Source organism: Sulfuriferula nivalis (assembly GCF_009937995.1).
Classification (GTDB): Bacteria; Pseudomonadota; Gammaproteobacteria; order Burkholderiales; family Sulfuriferulaceae; genus Sulfuriferula; species Sulfuriferula nivalis.
Map to the genome: position 1 here is coordinate 1,118,834 of NZ_AP021881.1, position 17,112 is coordinate 1,135,945.

General features: G+C 46.5%; 18 protein-coding genes. 16 read left to right on the forward strand and 2 right to left on the reverse strand.

The window, feature by feature from the left end; genetic code table 11:
• The first annotated feature begins 15 nt into the window (after positions 1-15).
• The 4 genes from SFSGTM_RS05825 to SFSGTM_RS05840 all read left to right on the forward strand — a co-directional run bounded on the left by SFSGTM_RS05825 (position 16) and on the right by SFSGTM_RS05840 (position 3,348).
• Positions 16-597 (forward strand): porin family protein, encoded by a 582-nt coding sequence (locus tag SFSGTM_RS05825; RefSeq protein WP_162084362.1) that lies wholly within the window; start codon positions 16-18, stop codon positions 595-597.
• A gap of 61 nt (positions 598-658) precedes the next feature.
• Complete coding sequence (locus SFSGTM_RS05830) at positions 659-934, forward strand: high-potential iron-sulfur protein (RefSeq protein ID WP_162084363.1); 276 nt, start codon at positions 659-661, stop codon at positions 932-934.
• A 307-nt stretch (positions 935-1,241) separates the two neighbouring features.
• The gene (locus SFSGTM_RS05835; RefSeq protein ID WP_232526053.1) at positions 1,242-2,612 is read left to right on the forward strand and encodes a cytochrome C; all 1,371 of its coding nucleotides are present in this window, start codon (positions 1,242-1,244) and stop codon (positions 2,610-2,612) included.
• Between the two features lie 94 nt (positions 2,613-2,706).
• Positions 2,707-3,348, forward strand: a complete 642-nt coding sequence (locus SFSGTM_RS05840; RefSeq protein ID WP_162084364.1) for a c-type cytochrome — start codon at positions 2,707-2,709, stop codon at positions 3,346-3,348.
• A 97-nt stretch (positions 3,349-3,445) separates the two neighbouring features.
• Here SFSGTM_RS05840 and SFSGTM_RS05845 read toward each other — a convergent pair whose 3' ends face one another.
• Positions 3,446-4,060 carry an arylesterase gene (locus tag SFSGTM_RS05845; protein ID WP_162084365.1) on the reverse strand — a complete coding sequence of 205 codons (615 nt, stop codon included), beginning with the start codon at positions 4,058-4,060 and terminating at the stop codon, positions 3,446-3,448.
• Here SFSGTM_RS05845 and SFSGTM_RS05850 point away from each other — a divergent pair.
• From SFSGTM_RS05850 to SFSGTM_RS05885, 8 genes are all read left to right on the forward strand, one after another.
• Positions 4,059-4,739: an ABC transporter ATP-binding protein gene (locus tag SFSGTM_RS05850; RefSeq protein WP_162084366.1), complete on the forward strand. Its 681-nt coding sequence runs from the start codon at positions 4,059-4,061 to the stop codon at positions 4,737-4,739. The genes SFSGTM_RS05845 and SFSGTM_RS05850 overlap by 2 nt on opposite strands.
• Positions 4,736-7,222: an ABC transporter permease gene (locus tag SFSGTM_RS05855; RefSeq protein ID WP_162084367.1), complete on the forward strand. Its 2,487-nt coding sequence runs from the start codon at positions 4,736-4,738 to the stop codon at positions 7,220-7,222. Before SFSGTM_RS05850 ends, SFSGTM_RS05855 begins: the two co-directional genes overlap by 4 nt.
• 129 nt (positions 7,223-7,351) lie before the next feature.
• Positions 7,352-10,216: an EAL domain-containing protein gene (locus SFSGTM_RS05860; protein ID WP_162084368.1), complete on the forward strand. Its 2,865-nt coding sequence runs from the start codon at positions 7,352-7,354 to the stop codon at positions 10,214-10,216.
• Positions 10,217-10,250: 34 nt separating this feature from the next.
• Positions 10,251-10,628 (forward strand): DsrE family protein, encoded by a 378-nt coding sequence (locus SFSGTM_RS05865; RefSeq protein WP_162084369.1) that lies wholly within the window; start codon positions 10,251-10,253, stop codon positions 10,626-10,628.
• A 2-nt stretch (positions 10,629-10,630) separates the two neighbouring features.
• Complete coding sequence (locus SFSGTM_RS05870; protein ID WP_162084370.1) at positions 10,631-11,005, forward strand: HIRAN domain-containing protein; 375 nt, start codon at positions 10,631-10,633, stop codon at positions 11,003-11,005.
• Between the two features lie 215 nt (positions 11,006-11,220).
• Positions 11,221-11,889, forward strand: a complete 669-nt coding sequence (gene tsaB, locus SFSGTM_RS05875; protein WP_162084371.1) for a tRNA (adenosine(37)-N6)-threonylcarbamoyltransferase complex dimerization subunit type 1 TsaB — start codon at positions 11,221-11,223, stop codon at positions 11,887-11,889.
• Entirely contained in the window at positions 11,886-12,359 is a 474-nt protein-coding gene (gene rimI / locus SFSGTM_RS05880) for a ribosomal protein S18-alanine N-acetyltransferase (RefSeq protein WP_162084372.1), read from the forward strand. The genes tsaB and rimI overlap by 4 nt, the downstream gene beginning before the upstream one ends.
• The gene (locus SFSGTM_RS05885) at positions 12,349-12,762 is read left to right on the forward strand and encodes a DNA polymerase III subunit psi (protein ID WP_162084373.1); all 414 of its coding nucleotides are present in this window, start codon (positions 12,349-12,351) and stop codon (positions 12,760-12,762) included. The genes rimI and SFSGTM_RS05885 overlap by 11 nt, the downstream gene beginning before the upstream one ends.
• 49 nt (positions 12,763-12,811) lie before the next feature.
• Here SFSGTM_RS05885 and SFSGTM_RS05890 read toward each other — a convergent pair whose 3' ends face one another.
• Positions 12,812-13,135, reverse strand: coding sequence for a hypothetical protein (locus SFSGTM_RS05890; protein WP_162084374.1), 324 nt, complete (start codon positions 13,133-13,135; stop codon positions 12,812-12,814).
• A gap of 103 nt (positions 13,136-13,238) precedes the next feature.
• Between SFSGTM_RS05890 and SFSGTM_RS05895 the strand changes: the two genes are divergently transcribed.
• From SFSGTM_RS05895 to edd, 4 genes are all read left to right on the forward strand, one after another.
• On the forward strand, positions 13,239-13,652 hold the full coding sequence (locus SFSGTM_RS05895) for a hypothetical protein (RefSeq protein WP_162084375.1): 414 nt from the start codon (positions 13,239-13,241) through the stop codon (positions 13,650-13,652).
• Entirely contained in the window at positions 13,649-14,497 is an 849-nt protein-coding gene (locus SFSGTM_RS05900) for a CbbQ/NirQ/NorQ/GpvN family protein (protein ID WP_162084376.1), read from the forward strand. The genes SFSGTM_RS05895 and SFSGTM_RS05900 overlap by 4 nt, the downstream gene beginning before the upstream one ends.
• An 84-nt stretch (positions 14,498-14,581) precedes the next feature.
• Positions 14,582-15,205: a bifunctional 4-hydroxy-2-oxoglutarate aldolase/2-dehydro-3-deoxy-phosphogluconate aldolase gene (gene eda, locus SFSGTM_RS05905; RefSeq protein WP_162084377.1), complete on the forward strand. Its 624-nt coding sequence runs from the start codon at positions 14,582-14,584 to the stop codon at positions 15,203-15,205.
• A 37-nt stretch (positions 15,206-15,242) separates the two neighbouring features.
• Positions 15,243-17,057: a phosphogluconate dehydratase gene (gene edd / locus SFSGTM_RS05910; protein ID WP_162084378.1), complete on the forward strand. Its 1,815-nt coding sequence runs from the start codon at positions 15,243-15,245 to the stop codon at positions 17,055-17,057.
• Positions 17,058-17,112 lie beyond the last annotated feature (55 nt).

Sequence of the window (17,112 nt, forward strand, 5' to 3'; positions counted from 1 at the left end):
TTTGGAGTTTAAATCATGATTAAAATCAATAAAATCACCTTTTCCAATTTCAACAAAGGCATTGCGATTCCTTTAATATTGATTGGAGTAACAACTACCGCATTTGCTGCAGATGACGGTTTTTACGCAGGCTTAAGTTTGGGAAATGGCAAACCGAATATTACCTCTACGACTAGCTTGAGCAAAAACTCCTCGTTTATTTATGGTGGTATTGTTGGTTACCAGTTTAATAAAAACTTTGCTACTGAAGGGCAATATACGGGTGTTGGCCAAGTGACTGATACCGCTGGAAATACGGCTAAAGCCGATGCATTCAGCGTATCGGCTGTGGGTATACTTCCACTGAACGAAAGTTTTAATCTGTATGGAAAGCTAGGAATTGCAAGCGCTAAGACAACCACGTCAGCAGGGTATTCTGCTTTTGGTACTAGCCGTACAGCGCTAACTTACGGTGTCGGTGTGCAATACAATGCCACTACTAATATTGGTGTGCGTCTGGGATGGGATCGTTATGGTATTGCCACTGCCAGTGCGACAGGGGTCAAAAGCAATTTTAATTCCGATGTGCTGAATGTGAGTGCAATATATACGTTCTAATTTCGACCAATGTGATGTCGCTGCTAGTCACTGTATTTAATATTGTTATCAGGAGAAAGTTATGAAAAAGATTGCAAATCAATCGGTATCACGTCGCTTATTTTTAAAGGGGGCGACATTAGTAGCGGGTATTTCTGTTATTCCGACTTTAATTGTTAGCGGCAATGCAACTGCTGCAAAGATGGCTAAAGTTATGATGCAGTATCAGGATATGCCTAAGAACGGCAGTCAATGTGACACTTGCGTGCAATTCATCCCTGGCGCTAAACCTCAATGTAAAATTGTCGAAGGGGACGTAAGTCCTAAAGGCTGGTGTTTAGCCTATGCTAAGGCTTAATTTGGGGTCATGAAACTGGTGAATTGCACTGTTTTTAGGTGAATTGTTTGATATTTGATTTAGAAATTCAAATGGCGGGGCAGTTATGATGAATGTAACTCAAAAGACTTTCTAGCTGGCTCGCTTTAATTGCATAACTTGTAAGCATTGGGTCAGTATAGTGTGCGTATTCTGCACTTACGCCCTTGTCATTTGTAAGGGTAAGGGTTTGTACCTTTAGCTCTTATAGTGGAGGGGGTGTTTTTTTGCAATATAAAAACACATCATTATCTTTATATACGAAATTTTAAAGAAATAAGGAGCTGACATGAAAGCGAATTGGGCAGGTGGGGTGTTTTTGAAGCAGATGGGAGTCAGGCTGGCAAATGCTGGCTATGCATTCAGGCGATTACAGTCAGGTCGTTTTATAACATACCTGATTACGATCATGACGGGGCTCATTTCAATTGATGCTCATGCGGTACCTGCGTTTGCTCGGCAGACGGGGCAGAACTGTCTGGCCTGTCACGCTGGCGGACAGTTTCCTGAATTGACGCCCTATGGTCGGATGTTTAAATTAACTGCTTATTCTATCGGTGAGCGCACGGTACCACTGGCTATGATGGCTGTGATGGGCTCAACTAACGTCAAGGGGCCAGCTGCAACGGGGCCAGGTCATACAGCAACTGATGGCACGCTGACGTTCAATACGGGTAGTTTATTTGTGGCGGGTAAAATCACAGATAAATCAGGTGTGTTTGCACAGCTGACTTACGATAACTATGGTGGTGATACTGGTGCTTCCGGGCATGTGGCTTCGGATAATGCTGATTTCCGCTATGCGGATCGCCTCATCAGCAATGGTTCAGATTTGATCTATGGCTTTACCCTAAATAACAATCCTGGTGTTCAGGATGTGTGGGGTAGTACGCCAGCATGGGGTTATGGGGTAGTGCCTATCAGTACCGGTACTGGTGTCGCTACTAATCCTATTTTTCATGGTGCCCTAGGCTCACAAGTAGTAGGCGCGGGTGCATATCTTTACTGGAATAAAATGGTTTACGCAGAAGTCAGTGCTTATCGTACTGGGGATGGCGTATTTTCATTCTTGACCCAGGGCAATGGTGGGCAAACGGTGATCAAGGGTGAAAATCCTTATTTACGTCTGGCATTAACCCGCGAGTGGGGTGCACATAATGTCATGCTGGGCTATTCCTATTTTGATGTTCGGCAATATCCAGATCCTACACTGCCAGCAACTGACCATTATCGTGACAACACCATAGACTTGCAGTATCAATACTTGCTGGATCCGCATACGTTTACCGCGACACTGACGCGTACCAATGAAACAGTAGATTATGGTGCGCCTGGGTCGTTGCAGGACACAGTCAATGCTTTCCGAGCTAAAGCTTCTTACACCTATAAAGCGCAGTATGGTACTTCATTGTCATACTTTAACGTCAGCAACAGTTCTAACAACGCAGCGAGTCTTTCCGGAAATATGTTCGCTAGTCAAACGGGAACTGAGGGATGGACACCAGAAATATACTGGATGCCAGTACAGAATATCCGTACTGGAGTGCAGTACACCATGTTTAGCAAAGTTGATGGTGTGTCCACAGGTGCCGTAGATACGTACAACGGTAAGGCCAGCGGTGCTAATCAAGTAGTGTTCTACATCTGGGGAGCATACTGATGATTCAGCTAACTCAACTATCATTTGGTCTTATCGCTTATGTTAGCGATCATGATGAAAAGCTAACACGTGAAAACAGCATGGGAGTATTGAAATGAAGAAGATTGCGATTGGTTTGGTGCTGGCATCAATGACTATGGTTGCCGGTTGTACTACAACAGAAAGCTCACGTAATCTGAATGATCCCAGTGTGTCTGGCAAAGATCTGGCGCAACAGGTTTGCTCAACTTGTCACGGTGTGGACGGGAATTCTACAAATCCGACTTTTCCTAAATTAGCGTCACAGCAGAGTGAATATATCATCTCTCAGTTAAAGGTATTCAGGAGCCATGACCGCTCTGATCCGGCTGGCTCTCAATATATGTGGGGAATAGCCAGACATTTGACTGATGCGCAAATCACTGAGCTGGCGACTTACTTTAACCAGCAGAAAATGATTCCTGATCAAGTGGAACATGCAAATGCTGATTTGGTGGCAAAAGGTAAACTTATTTTTAATAATGGGGTGCCTGCACAAAATACACCAGCCTGTGCATCTTGTCATGGTGCGAATGGTGAAGGGAATAGTTCATTTCCCCGTATTGCTGGGCAACATGCAGACTATATTGAGAAACAGTTAGGTGTGTTTAAGGACACTGACGGGCGTCCTGACGGTGCGGTGATGAAGGTGATTACTTATGACATTACTCCAAGTGAAGTCAGAGCTGTCGCTGCTTATCTTTCTGTTTCGTCTTAAGGTATTTACTGCGCTGCATTTGAACTCAAGGTCGTAATTTAGACAATTGCAACAGAGTTAAGATATCTCCTGATTTCTGCCTCTGTTGCTTATTCCTTTAATATTTACCGTGTTTAAGTAACGGTAATAATCCATCCAGAACGGCATCTAATACCAGTGGTTCTGCCACGGCGATCGGGTGTAACCCATCTGCCTGGAACAACTCGCGTTTATTCTCTACATTAGCCAGTAATGACGGTAAATAGGCAACATGGTGTTGCTGCGCGAGTTTGGTGTAAACCTGCTGGAACTTTTCGGTATAGGCTATGCCATAATTGGGCGGCAGATGTACGCCCACTAATAAAATAACTGCGCCTGTGTTTCTGATTTGTTGCATCATGTTGTTCAGGTTGTCATACATCGCAGCCATGGATAATCCACGCAGGCCATCGTTTGCACCGAGTGCGAGTATGACTATCTTGGGGTGATGTTGTGCCAGTGTGTCCGGTAAACGAGCAAGACCACCCGCTGTGGTTTCGCCGCTGATGCTGGCATTGATGATTTGCCAGTTCTTTGTGGTCAGGCGTTGTTGTAACAAGTCTGGCCAGGCCTGATGCGCAGCTAGTCCATAGCCTGCAGAAAGGCTGTCACCATATACAAGTATCACAGGGGCGGCGTGTGCTATGCCTGTGATTAATAACCATCCTATAACCAGTAAACTTTTCCAGCCCATGACTATTCCTGTCGATAATTTGATTTTTCGTGTTGTAGATTTGGCCAAGCAGGTTCAAGTGAACGATGCTACGTTGACTATATTGCATCCTAGCAGCTTTGACATAGAACGGGGTGCTTCGGTTGCGATTGTTGGCGCTTCGGGTTCAGGCAAGTCTACGTTGTTGGGTTTGCTGGCGGGTCTGGATACACCGAGTCAGGGAGCGGTGTGGCTGGCTGGGCAATCGCTGACAGCTTTGGATGAAGATGGACGGGCGCAGTTACGGGGTGAGCTGATCGGCTTTGTCTTCCAGTCTTTTCAATTATTGCCTAATCTGACTGCGTTGGAAAATGTGATGCTGCCATTGGAGTTAAATGGGGTAAAGCAGGCCAGGCAACAGGCACAGGAATGGTTGACCCGCGTGGGTCTTGCGCGCAGGCAACATCATCGTGCGCAGCAGTTGTCTGGCGGGGAGCAACAACGTGTGGCAATTGCACGGGCATTTGTTGTGCAACCTGCGGTGTTGCTGGCTGATGAGCCGACGGGGAATCTGGATGCGGAAACAGGTGCGCGGATTATAGATTTACTGTTTGAATTGAATCGAGAGCAAGGCACGACTTTAGTATTGGTTACGCATGATAGTCAGTTGGCAGCACGCTGTAGTCAGCGCTTGACGCTGGATGCCGGGCATTTGGCATGAATTTGCTGAAATTGGCTTTGCGTTTGTTGCTACGCGATAGTCGTGCGGGTGAACTGCGGGTGTTGGTGCTGGCGGTGATGTTGTCTGTGGCAGGATTGGCTGCTGTGCATGGGTTTGGTGAGCGCATGCAAGCTGCATTGACGCTGGAAAGCAATCGTTTGCTGGGTGCGGATCTGGTGTTAGTGTCAGATCATGCAATTGATCTGGAACGTATGGCGACTGCGCAAGCACGAGGCTTGGTGACCGCGAAGACTATGCAATTCCCTAGCATGATCAGTACTGCTGATAATAATCAACTGGCTGATATCAAGGCGGTAAGCACAGGGTACCCGTTGCGTGGACAATTGCGTATTGCTGACAGTTTGTCGAGTGCCGATAAGCCCGTCGCCGAAATACCGCAAGCAGGCACGGTGTGGCTGGCACCGCGTTTGGCAAATGCGCTCAATGTGCGAGTTGGTGATAGTGTGACCGTGGGTTATCGTCAGTTGCGGGTGGCGGCGTTGTTGATCGATGAACCTGATCGTGGTGGCGATTTCTTTAATCTGGCGCCTCGATTGTTGATGAATCAGGCTGATATAGCGACGACAGGTTTGGTGACGACAGGCAGTCGGGCGACTTATCGTTTGCTGTTAGCTGGGGCTAGTCAAGCGCTAACGTCATATCAGGCTGTGCTCGCAAAGAATTTGACGCGAGGCCAGCGTTTAATGACAGCGGGTGATGCACGACCCGAGTTGCGAGATGTGCTGGATAAAGCCGAGCGTTATTTGGGATTGTCGGTGTTGCTGGCTGTGATGTTGGCAGCGGTGGCGATTTTACTGGCAGCGCGGCATTTTTTACACAGGCATCTGGATACCTGCGCGTTGCTGCGATGCTTTGGCGCGAGTCAGACAACGATAGTTAAACTGTATATGTGGCAACTGGCACTATTGGGTATATTCGCGGCATTCGCAGGTGTATTGCTGGGTTATGCTGGACAGGCAGTTCTGGCTGAAATTTTAGGAAAACTAGCTAATTTAACGCTCCCGCCAGTAGGTGTATTGCCATTTTTACAGGCTATATTGGCGGGCTGGGTATTATTGGCGGGATTCAGCTTACCGACACTTTTGATGCTGCGACATACGCCTGCCATGCATATTTTGCGAAAAGATGTGATTGCGCTGGATAAGTTGGGCGTATTCGCATATGTGGCTGGTTTGGCTGCGCTCGTTGCATTACTGTTTTGGCAAGTGCAGGATGTAAAGATGACGGGTGTGGTATTGCTGGGTTTGGCTGCGGTGTTATTAGTCACCGTAGCGTTTTCAGGACTGCTGGTGCTGGCTGCAGGCTGGTTAGCTGCACGTAGTACTGGCAGCTGGCGCTATGGATTGCTGAACCTGCGGCGGCGTGCTGCGGGTAGTGTGATACAGATTAGTGCTTTTACTTTAGGGTTGTTGGCATTGCTACTGCTGACCATCGTACGGGGTGATTTGCTGGACAGCTGGCATGCGACTATCCCAGCGCAAGCACCTAACCGTTTTGTGATTAACATACAGGCCAATCAAGTCGTGCCATTGCGTGCATTTTTGCGCCAGCATCATATCGAGCAAGCGCAGCTATATCCGATGATACGTGGGCGACTGACTGCAATTAATGGGCAAGAAGTGCATAGTGCAAACTATGCTGATCAGCAAACGCAGCGGCTGTTGGACAGGGAATTTAATCTGTCTTATGCGCAAGCGTTGTCGGCAGATACGCAGCTAACAGCGGGGCAATCTTGGCGAGTGGACGTTACGCAAAATCAATTTTCTGTGGAACAGGGCATTGCTGATAAATTGCATTTGAAACTGGGTGACAGTCTGCAATTTGATATGGCAGGTACGCCGGTAATCGCGAAAATCACAAGCTTGCGTAAAGTTAATTGGGATAGTTTTAAAGTAAATTTCTTTGTAATTGCCAACACATCACTGTTGCAAGCGATACCTGCAAGTTATATCACCAGTTTCTATTTGCCACCGACGTCGAGTTCGTTGTTAAACGAGATGGTGCGTACATATCCTAATCTGACAGTGATCGACGTTTCAACCATCATGCAGACTGTGCAAGATATGCTGAGCCGCGTCACGACAGCGGTGCAGTTTGTGTTCTTTTTCAGTCTGATTGCCGGGTTATTAGTGCTGTATGCCGCACTTGCAGCGACTCGGGATGAGCGTGCAGTAGAAACAGCATTGTGGCGAGTGTTGGGCGCAAAAAAACGGCAGTTATGGCAAGTGCAAATTACTGAATTCATGGCGATAGGCATGCTTGCTGGCATGTTGGCGGCAACTGGTGCCAGTGGGGTTGCCTGGGGGTTAAGTACCTATGTGTTCAAGTTGGAATATCACCTGAACCCGGCATTATGGCTAATAGCGATTAGCGTGGGAGGCGTCGGCGTCAGTGTTGCCGGCGTACTCGGTTTATGGCGTGTTAGTCGGGTAGCCCCATTGGTGACTTTGCGCGGAGATTAAATGCTGATTTGTGATGGCTGAAATTAGCTGAAACTGCTTGCTAAGTTCTGAGAATTACGCTAATTTCTGAGTGCTGACAAATATAATCAATATAATAAAATTAGCGCCAAGTGAGCGCGGAGGACTGGTGTGAATGCAATTTTAATTCCAGGTTTTTGGATACTTGCGGGCATATGTATTTATGCCACAGTCGTGCATGCATCAATTGCGTTTCGTCAGACTAAAGTCAATTACACACATCTGTTTTTTTCGGGGATGTGTCTGCTTGCTGTTCCCTTTATTATTACTCATACGCTGGTTTTTCATGCAGTTCAAGTGACTGATTATATTGAAGCACTTCGCTGGAATATCGCGGTTGTCGCACTGCAGTTAATTTTGCTGGTATGGTTTATTGCGCTGTATAGCCGTGTTCGCCCAAATTGGCTATTGTATGGACTCAGCATGATTTTTTTAATTATGTTTGCAGCAAATTGGATGCAACCATACACCTTGCAATATATAACATTTGAGGGCATTCGGCCCTACTCTTTGCCTTGGGGTGAAGGTGTGAGTTTGCCAACAGGTAAAAATGGGAATTGGTTTAAATTTGGAGTGGCGGCAGTATTGTTTGCTTATAGCTATACCATTTATGCACTTGGAGTCAGTTATCGGCGAGAAGGCGAACGCGCCACGTTGGTTATGTTGTTTGCGGTTGTCATTTATCTTGTTCTATCTATACAGGGGATACTGGTGCGGTTTGGGGTGATAGATTTTGTACCCTTAGGATCATTTGGTTATTTAGGCATGATCATAGTCATGGGTAGTGTGCTGGCCTATGAAACAAGAAAACAGGGTGAGCGTTTGCAAGCCATACTGGATCACGTCCCTGCAGTGGTTTATATGAAGGATTTGTCCGGTCGCTATTTAATGATTAATCGTCATTATGAAGAATTGTTTAATGTGACCAATGATGATTTGGTTGGCAAATATGATACCGGACTGTTCCCGCAAGCGCAGGTCGATATCTTTCGTGCAAATGAACGGCGCGTAATCGATGAGCGTACCTCACTGACGTTTGAAGAGGTTGCCGATAAGCACGGTGTGCCACATACTTATTTTTCGCAAAAATTCCCCTTGTTTAATGCTGATGGATCACCTTATGCAATATGCGGTATTGCAACAGATATTACTGAGCGTAAGCAAATGGAAACGGCGATTCGCTATATTGCCGAAGGAGTAGGTGCTGAAACAGGCGTGCAGTTTTTTCAACATTTGGTGCAAAGTTTATATCAGTTATTTCATGCTGATTATGTGTTGATTGGACAGTTGGATGAAGTTAGTGCATTGCGAGTACAAACGCTCGCAGTGTGTGAGCAGGGTCAGATAATTGATAATTTGAATTATTCATTGGTGGATACGCCTTGTGAGCAGGTGATGCAACTTGGCACGTGTGTATTCCCTAGCGCTGTTTATGCAGCGTTTCCTAAAGATAAGTTTTTGGCAGATCATGCAATTGAAGCCTATATAGGTACGCCATTGCTGGATGGGCGTTTGACAACACCAGTAGGCGTGGTGGTGATGTTGAGTCGTCATGCAATGTTACAAGAAATGCGTCAGGTTAAAGAAATCCTGGAAATTTTTGCCGCACGAGCTGGTGCTGAACTGGCGCGGCTAAAATCAGAAGAAAAAATGCGAGATATGGCATATCAGGATTATTTAACTCGTTTGCCTAATCGTGCTTTATTGCATGCGCAGCTTGCACAACTATTACGTCGAGTTAATCTGGACAATAAAATTGGTGTGATGTTAATGCTGGATCTGGATCATTTTAAAACCATTAATAACGCATTAAGTCATGACGTGGGTGATGATGTGTTGCGTGAAGTAGCTCGACGCTTGGTAGATATGGCTGCTAAGGATTGCTTTGTGGCGCGTTTAGGTGGGGATGAGTTTGTGGTGCTGGCGCAGTCAGGTTTGCCTACGTTAGCACAAGCAGAGGGATATGCGCGTAATGTGGCGGGTAAAATTATGCAGCAATTCGAGCACACTTTGAGTATCGGTGAGCATGAACTTAATGTAGGGGCGAGTGTAGGTATTGTGTTGTTTGATGGGTTGCAAGAATCAAGTCTGGACGTGTTGCGTCATGCTGAAATGGCCCTTTACAGAGCGAAAGGCATGGGGCGTAATAATGTGCAATTTTATTTGGATGAATTACAAGCCGGTGCGGAAGAAAAATTAAGGCTGGAAGATGGTTTGCGTATAGCGATAGTTAATCGCGAATTTGAATTGCATTTTCAACCCCAGGTTAATGGGCAGGGGCGCATGATAGGTGCTGAAGCACTGCTGCGCTGGCGTCATCCTGAAATGGGTAATATCCCACCTTCCATATTTATTCCCGTTGCAGAAGAGGCTGGGATTATACATAGCATAGGCTCATGGGTGTTGGATGATGCTGTGGCTAAGTTAGCAAGCTGGTTGAATACGGACGTGCCATATGCGGGACACTTATCGGTGAATGTCAGTGCCTGGCAATTCGCACGTGTTGATTTTGTTGAGCAAGTACGGAAAGTGTTGGAGAAGTATCAGGTATCGCCTGAACGCTTAATGTTGGAAGTGACTGAAACGGCTTTGCTGTATGACTTTGACCAGACGGTGAGCAAATTAAGAGAGTTGCGTGAACTGGGTGTGCAGATTTCCCTGGATGATTTTGGAACGGGTTACTCTTCTTTGGCATATCTCAAAGATTTGCCTTTGGATGAACTGAAAATTGATAAAGCATTTATTGATGAGATGCTGCTGAATCAAGATCACACTTTGGTGGAAAGTATAATGGCAATTGGTGGTTGTATGAAGCTAAAGGTTATTGCCGAAGGTGTAGAATCAGCAATGCAGCGAGATGCATTGCTAAATTTAGGGTGCACACAGTTTCAAGGCTATTTGTTTTCCAAGCCATTACCTGAAATTGAGTTTTTGAAGTGGGTAACATTGCAGCAGTCCGAGCTCAATGATAAATAGAAAATGTTTTTAAAATAAATTAAGGAGAATAACGATGGCCGATAAATTAGTAATGATGTTGTTAACTATTAGTCCAGATCAGCCTCATCTATGTGGCACGCCTTTTTTTCAGGCGGCATCTGCGGCAGCGATGGATGTGGAAGTTGAGATTTTTTTTGCCAGTGCGGCTACGCGATTATTGGCGAAAGGCGTGTCAGAGCGCATTTTTCCTTCCGAGAATAAAGTGAAATCAGTGTATGAGTTTATGCAGGATGCGGCTGAACTGGGCGTGAAATTTTATGCCTGTGGTGGCGCATTATCTGCTTATGCTATTACCCCTGACCGGTTAATTCCGGAGTGTACAGGAGTTGCCGGTGGCGCTATGTATATCAGCCGAGTGATGGATGATGATTGGCGGTCTATCAGTTATTAAAGATGCGATGGCTGCTTGTTATATCGGCGTTAGTCTGGAGTGCTCAGGCACGCGCTGTAGATGTGCAGTCGCAGATATTGGTGCAAGCCTCACCATTGGCGGGTTTTCAGTATTACGATGGAAAATCGGTTTGGGGTGAGTTGCACGAAGGGGATACGCTCATACTCGTGCGTGAACCTGAGAATGCGTATGATGGCAACGCGGTGCGAGTGGAGTGGCATGGACATAAACTAGGCTATGTACCGAGACGTGATAATGCCGCTGTTGCACGTATGTTGGACCGAGCCGAGCCGTTAAATGCTAAAATTACACGTCTGTTAAAAACAAGGAATCCATGGCAACGACTGCTGTTTGAAGTTTATCTGCCGTTGCAATAATCCTAGAAACGGCAGTTGGACACGTTGAAGTGTGCGCACATCAGGGTGCGGAGCGACGCCGCCATGTGCCGTGAGGGGTGTGCAATTCAACGTGTAGCGCAGTCACCAAACGGGTGATAGGTAAATTACGAAAATGAGCCTTAAGGATGATGATGTTAACTCAATCAATTAGCGGTCAATTGCCGTTTCTAGGATAATTTCTATCTAAGATTTTCATGAAGATACTCGCTTTTGATGCATCAACTGAATATTGCTCCACCGCGCTATGGATAGATGGGGTGGTGTCATCACGTGAGCAGCATGCAGGAATTACGCATTCACAGTTGTTGTTACCACAGTGTCAGGATGTGCTGGCTGAGGCCGGTTTAAGCTTTGCTGATCTGGATGGTATCGCATTTGGTATGGGGCCCGGCTCATTTACTGGATTACGTATCGCTTGTGCAGTAGCGCAAGGTCTGGCATTCGCGGCAGATGTGCCTGTGGTCGGGGTAAGTGGATTGCAGGCATTAGCGCTGGCGACTGGCGCAGACAAGGTTATTGCATGTTTAGATGCGCGTATGGGGGAAATTTACCATGCTGCATATGTGCGTGATGATGATGTTCAATTATTAGGGGATATCAGCGTTTGTCATCCTACTGATGCGCCTCTAGTGACTGGGAATGGCTGGGTAGGTTGCGGTACTGGTTTTGCAGTTTATGCTGAGGTATTAGCAGCACGTTATGGTGATGCGCTGCAGCGGGTTGATGCTGCGGTTTATCCACGTGCGGGTGATATTGCAACATTGGCTGCACGGCAGTTGGCTCTGGGTTTGGGGCAAGCTGCTGAACTGGCTGCGCCATTGTATATACGAGACAAAGTTGCTTTGAAGATTTGCGAAAGATGAGTGCCGTTTTGCAAATAGATCCGATTGTGCGGCCGATGACACTGGCAGATTTGCCCGTGATTGCAGCGTTGGATGCGCAATGTTATGCATTTCCCTGGACCTTGGGTAATTTCGCTGACTCTTTGCATTCGGGTTATCGTTGTTGCGTCTATGAATATAATCAGACCATTATCGGCTATGCGGTCATGATGTTGATTATCGATGAAGCGCACTTGTTGAATATTACGATTGCACCTGATAGTCAGGGGCAGGGTTGGGGGCGAAAGTTGATGGATCATGTCATCATGCGTGCGCAACAAGATCATGTGCATTGGTTATGGCTGGAAGTGCGTCCGTCTAATGGTGTCGCCAAAAAGCTTTATGAAAGTATGAAATTTGAATTTGTTGCCGTGCGAAAAAATTATTATCCCGCTGTTGATGGCCGGGAAGACGCAGTCATTATGCGGTTGGCATTAAATCATGATGCGTGAAGCCATATTAGCCGAATTGGGTTTAATGCCATTATGGCAAATTCGTGCTGAGCAGCCTCAAGCTGCGATGGAGTATGCTGCTATTGTTTTGCAGCGTGATGATGGCATAACGGGTTTATTCGTGACAGATGCTTCTTGGGCTGATGATGTTGAGATTTTGTTTACGAATGTCTGTGATGCGCTACGAGTGCAGAAGCTAGTTGATCCACAAACTGTCTCAAATGATTTAACGTTGTCATCGGGTGATGTGGGTTGGCTGTGGTTGGCTGGTGTGCAGAAAGATGAGTGCGTGATCTCAGCAGACATGCCTGTATTTACGAGTGTGAAAATGGGCGAGCTGGTTGGAAATGCAGAGCTTAAAGCTGGGTTATGGTCGGACTGGTGTAACTGGCGATTGCTATAGACATTAAAAAAGCCCGTACATAACGGGCTTTTTGATTGGGACGGTTAAATTAACCGTGCCAAGCGTGTTCCATAACATCCAAACGGATGTCTAAAGCGAATTTTTCGCCTTGACCTTCAACATTCAGGGTCACGATACGTGCGCCTGGTGTTGGGAAACTCACCTCGTGGGTGTAGGTATTTGGTGCGGTTACTGTTTGTTCATTAAGTACTTTACCGGTCACATCGGTCAATGTGCATTTAACTGCGCCTTCACCATTCAATAACGCTTGAACGCGGAAATTTTCATTAGCGCAACGGCGATAAACTGCTGGATCACGGTTGACGTTATATTCGAGGTTGTTGACCTTGACGAGCTTAACCAGCTTTTTCATATCAGCATTCCAATTTATAGTAAAGTTGAGTAAAATAATCGGGTATTGCGTAAATCACAATTCCGTAATTTTATTCTTAAACTTCTATTCGGTCTAGTCAGAAATGGATCATCAAGCACTTATTAACGCATTTGACCAAGTTGATGAACAAATTGTCGACCTCGAACGCATTTTAAACGAACGTCAGTCTTTGCCATTATTAGCAACCGTAGAGCACGCTATGGCATTGACTAAGCAATTAATTATTGCGTACATCGATGATGTCGGTGTTAAGGAAATTCCTGCTGCCGACGCGGATTTGCTGGAGGTATTTAAAGTCCTGGTAAAAAGCGATCCGTCGTGGAATACCATACGTGATAATTGTCGTGAACTGGTGTATTACTACAATTGCATTACCATGGACAGGATGGATGCATTGCCTGAACACCCTGAAAAAATGGCGGTACGTACATTGCGGCACCTGTATTTATTTATGAAAACACGCTGTATGCGTGAAGAACGTTTGGAGATGGCATGAAAGGATTTTTGAACCGTTTACGCGGCGTTGAACGTGATATTGTCCAGCAACCTGCGGCTGAAGGTGCTGATACACCCTATTACGAGCCTCAGCATAATGAAGTGGAGATTTTCGAGGCTGCATATAAACGTCGATTACCTGTAATGCTTAAAGGGCCTACTGGTTGCGGTAAAACACGGTTTCTGGAATATATGGCGAGTCGTTTACAGCGTCCGCTGGTGACGGTTTCCTGTCATGAAGATTTAACCAGTTCGGATCTGGTTGGGCGATTTTTGCTGGAAGGTGAACAAACCGTCTGGCAGGATGGGCCGCTGACACGCGCAGTTAAAGCCGGTGCAATTTGTTATCTGGATGAAATTGTAGAGGCACGTACGGATAGTACGGTGATCATACATCCGCTGACTGACCACCGTCGACAATTGCCACTGGAGAAAAAAGGGCAGGAAATCGAGGCGCATGAAGATTTCATGCTGGTGATTTCATATAACCCTGGCTATCAGACTGTTTTGAAGGATTTGAAGCCTTCCACCAAACAGCGTTTTATCGGTATCAATTTCGATTATCCACGTGAAGAAATTGAACGCAAAATTATCAAGAACGAAGTGCCTGAGCTTGATGATGCGCAAGTAGAAAAACTGGTCGCCGCTGGTCGTCGTGCCCGTACCCTTAAAGATCATGGCCTGGAAGAAGCTACTTCCACTCGCGCACTGGTTTACGCTGGCAATATGATAGCTGCTGGTGTGGAACCACTGGAAGCGTGTCGCGCTGCATTGATTAATCCAGTGACCGATGATCCTGAATTGTCCGAAGCTTTATTGGAAATTTTCCGCGCACATTTTGCGTAATTCTGTAGTTCTGGTTTGAACCTGCATAACTGTGCACGCGTTTTGCTTTATAGTGGGTATTCAATCTAAAAACGGCAGGAAAATATGGATACATTATCATTAGCAAGTTACGGTCCAGTGATACCAGTGATCGTTATCAATCGGCTGGAAGATGCTGTGCCTATGGCAGAAGCGTTGCTAGCGGGTGGCATCAGGGTGTTAGAAGTGACGTTGCGTACACCCTGTGCTTTGTCTGCTATGGCATTGATTGCCAAAGCGGTGCCTGATGCCATTTTAGGCGCAGGAACGGTGCGTAGTGTGGCGGATGCACAGGCAGCTAAAGATGTGGGTTGTACTTTCGCAGTGAGTCCCGGTTATACCAGTCAGCTCGGGCTGGCTTGTAATGATATGGGTTTGCCCTTATTGCCCGGCGTGTCAACAGGCTCCGAAATCATGACAGCGAATGCTGATGGTTATTATTTTCTCAAGCTGTTCCCAGCAGTGGCTGTAGGTGGGATTAATCTTCTCAAAGGTTTTGCAGGGCCGTTTGGTGATGTGAAGTTTTGTCCCACTGGCGGCGTTACTGTAGAGACTGCGCCACAATTCCTTGCGCTACCTAATGTTGCTGTCTGTGGCGGTACATGGTTAACACCTGCTGATGCTGTAGCAGCAGGTGATTGGGCGCGGATTACCAAACTGGCGCGTGAGGCGAGTGCAATTAGCGTTTAGCAATGGCTGTTGAGAATTTAAGCAAGGGGCACACTGAATGAAGAACGTACTGAACGAAGTTACTGAGCGCATCCGTGAGCGCAGCATACCTACCCGCAAGGCTTATTTGCAAAGAGTGGAACATATGTTACACCGTCCACGCGGCGATGAGCGTATGGGCTGCGCTAACATTGCTCATGCATTTGCCGCCATGCCAGCCAGTGATAAATTGCGGATATTTGAAGAAAAAAAACCTCATATTGCTATTGTTACGGCTTATAACGATATGTTGTCCGCACATCAACCCTATCAACATTATCCCGACATTATTAAAAACGAAGCCTGGAAACAGGGGGCGACAGCTCAAGTAGCGGGTGGTGTACCAGCTATGTGTGACGGTATTACCCAGGGTGAACCCGGTATGGAACTTAGTCTGTTCTCTCGCGATACTATTGCGATGAGTACGGCGATTGCGTTGTCGCATGATGTGTTTGATGCGGCTTTGCTGCTAGGTGTGTGTGACAAAATAGTGCCCGGTTTGCTCATCGGGGCACTGCAATTTGGTCATTTGCCTTGTATATTCGTACCAGCTGGACCCATGAGTACAGGGCTGGATAACACATCGAAATCTAAAGTTCGGGAAAAATACGCGCAGGGTGTGGTTGGGCGTGATGTATTGCAAGCATCCGAATCAGCTGCTTATCATGGCCCTGGTACTTGTACTTTTTATGGTACGGCTAATAGTAATCAAATGCTGCTGGAAGCGATGGGCTTGCATGTGCCAGGTTCCGCATTCGTGCATCCCAATGATGTAACGCGGGAAATGCTGACACGTGAGGCGGTACGTGCCGTGCTTGCTAATGTGAATGCCCAGCAGCGCATGCCCATAGGCAAGCTGGTGGATGAACGAGTTATCGTTAATGCTATCGTGGCTTTGTTGGCAACCGGTGGCAGTACGAATCATTGCATCCATTGGGTTGCTATTGCACGAGCTGCAGGTATTTTAATTGACTGGTCTGATTTTTCTGATTTATCGCAGGCAACCCCGTTGCTGGCACGTGTTTACCCGAATGGTGCGGCTGACGTGAATCAGTTCCAGAAGACTGGTGGAGCAGGTTTTGTTATTCGCGAATTGATAGCTGGTGGATATATGCATGCGGATGTGCCGTCGGTAATGGCTGATGGGTTAAGTGATTATTGTAAACATCCGGTGAGTCAGGATGAAGCTATTGTCTGGAAGGATTTGCCTGCCAAGTCTAGTGATGAAACGATATTACGTACTCATGATCATCCTTTCAGTGATACAGGTGGATTGCAGTTGCTGACAGGTAATTTAGGTCGTTCAGTGATCAAAACGGCCTCTGTGCCCGATGACAGGCAGATTATTGAAGCGCCCGCTATCGTTTTTAATAGTCAGGAAGAATTGTTGGCAGCTTTTAAACGTGGTGAGTTGGAGCGGGATTTTGTGGCAGTGGTGCGTTTCCAGGGGCCTCGTGCCAATGGTATGCCAGAGTTGCATAAACTGACTCCGCCGCTTTCGGTATTGCAAAATCAAGGCTTTAAGGTGGCGATAGTCACTGATGGTCGTATGAGTGGTGCATCAGGTAAAGTGCCTGCAGCGATACATTTAACGCCAGAAGCATTAGCAGATGGCCCTATAGGTAAGATTATGGACGGTGACATCGTACGGCTTAATGCAACCATAGGTACTTTGAATGTGCTGGTTGATGAAGAAGTATGGTCTGCTCGGTCACAAGCGCATTTGACCGAAGCGCAACGACTAAATAATAGCCATGGTATGGGTCGTGAACTGTTTGGTGGTATGCGCAGGAATGTACATAGTGCCGAAGAGGGTGCAGTTACCTGGCTATAAATAATTTAAATAAATGGATGAATTCATTGGGAAGCAAAAATGATAAAAGGTTTTT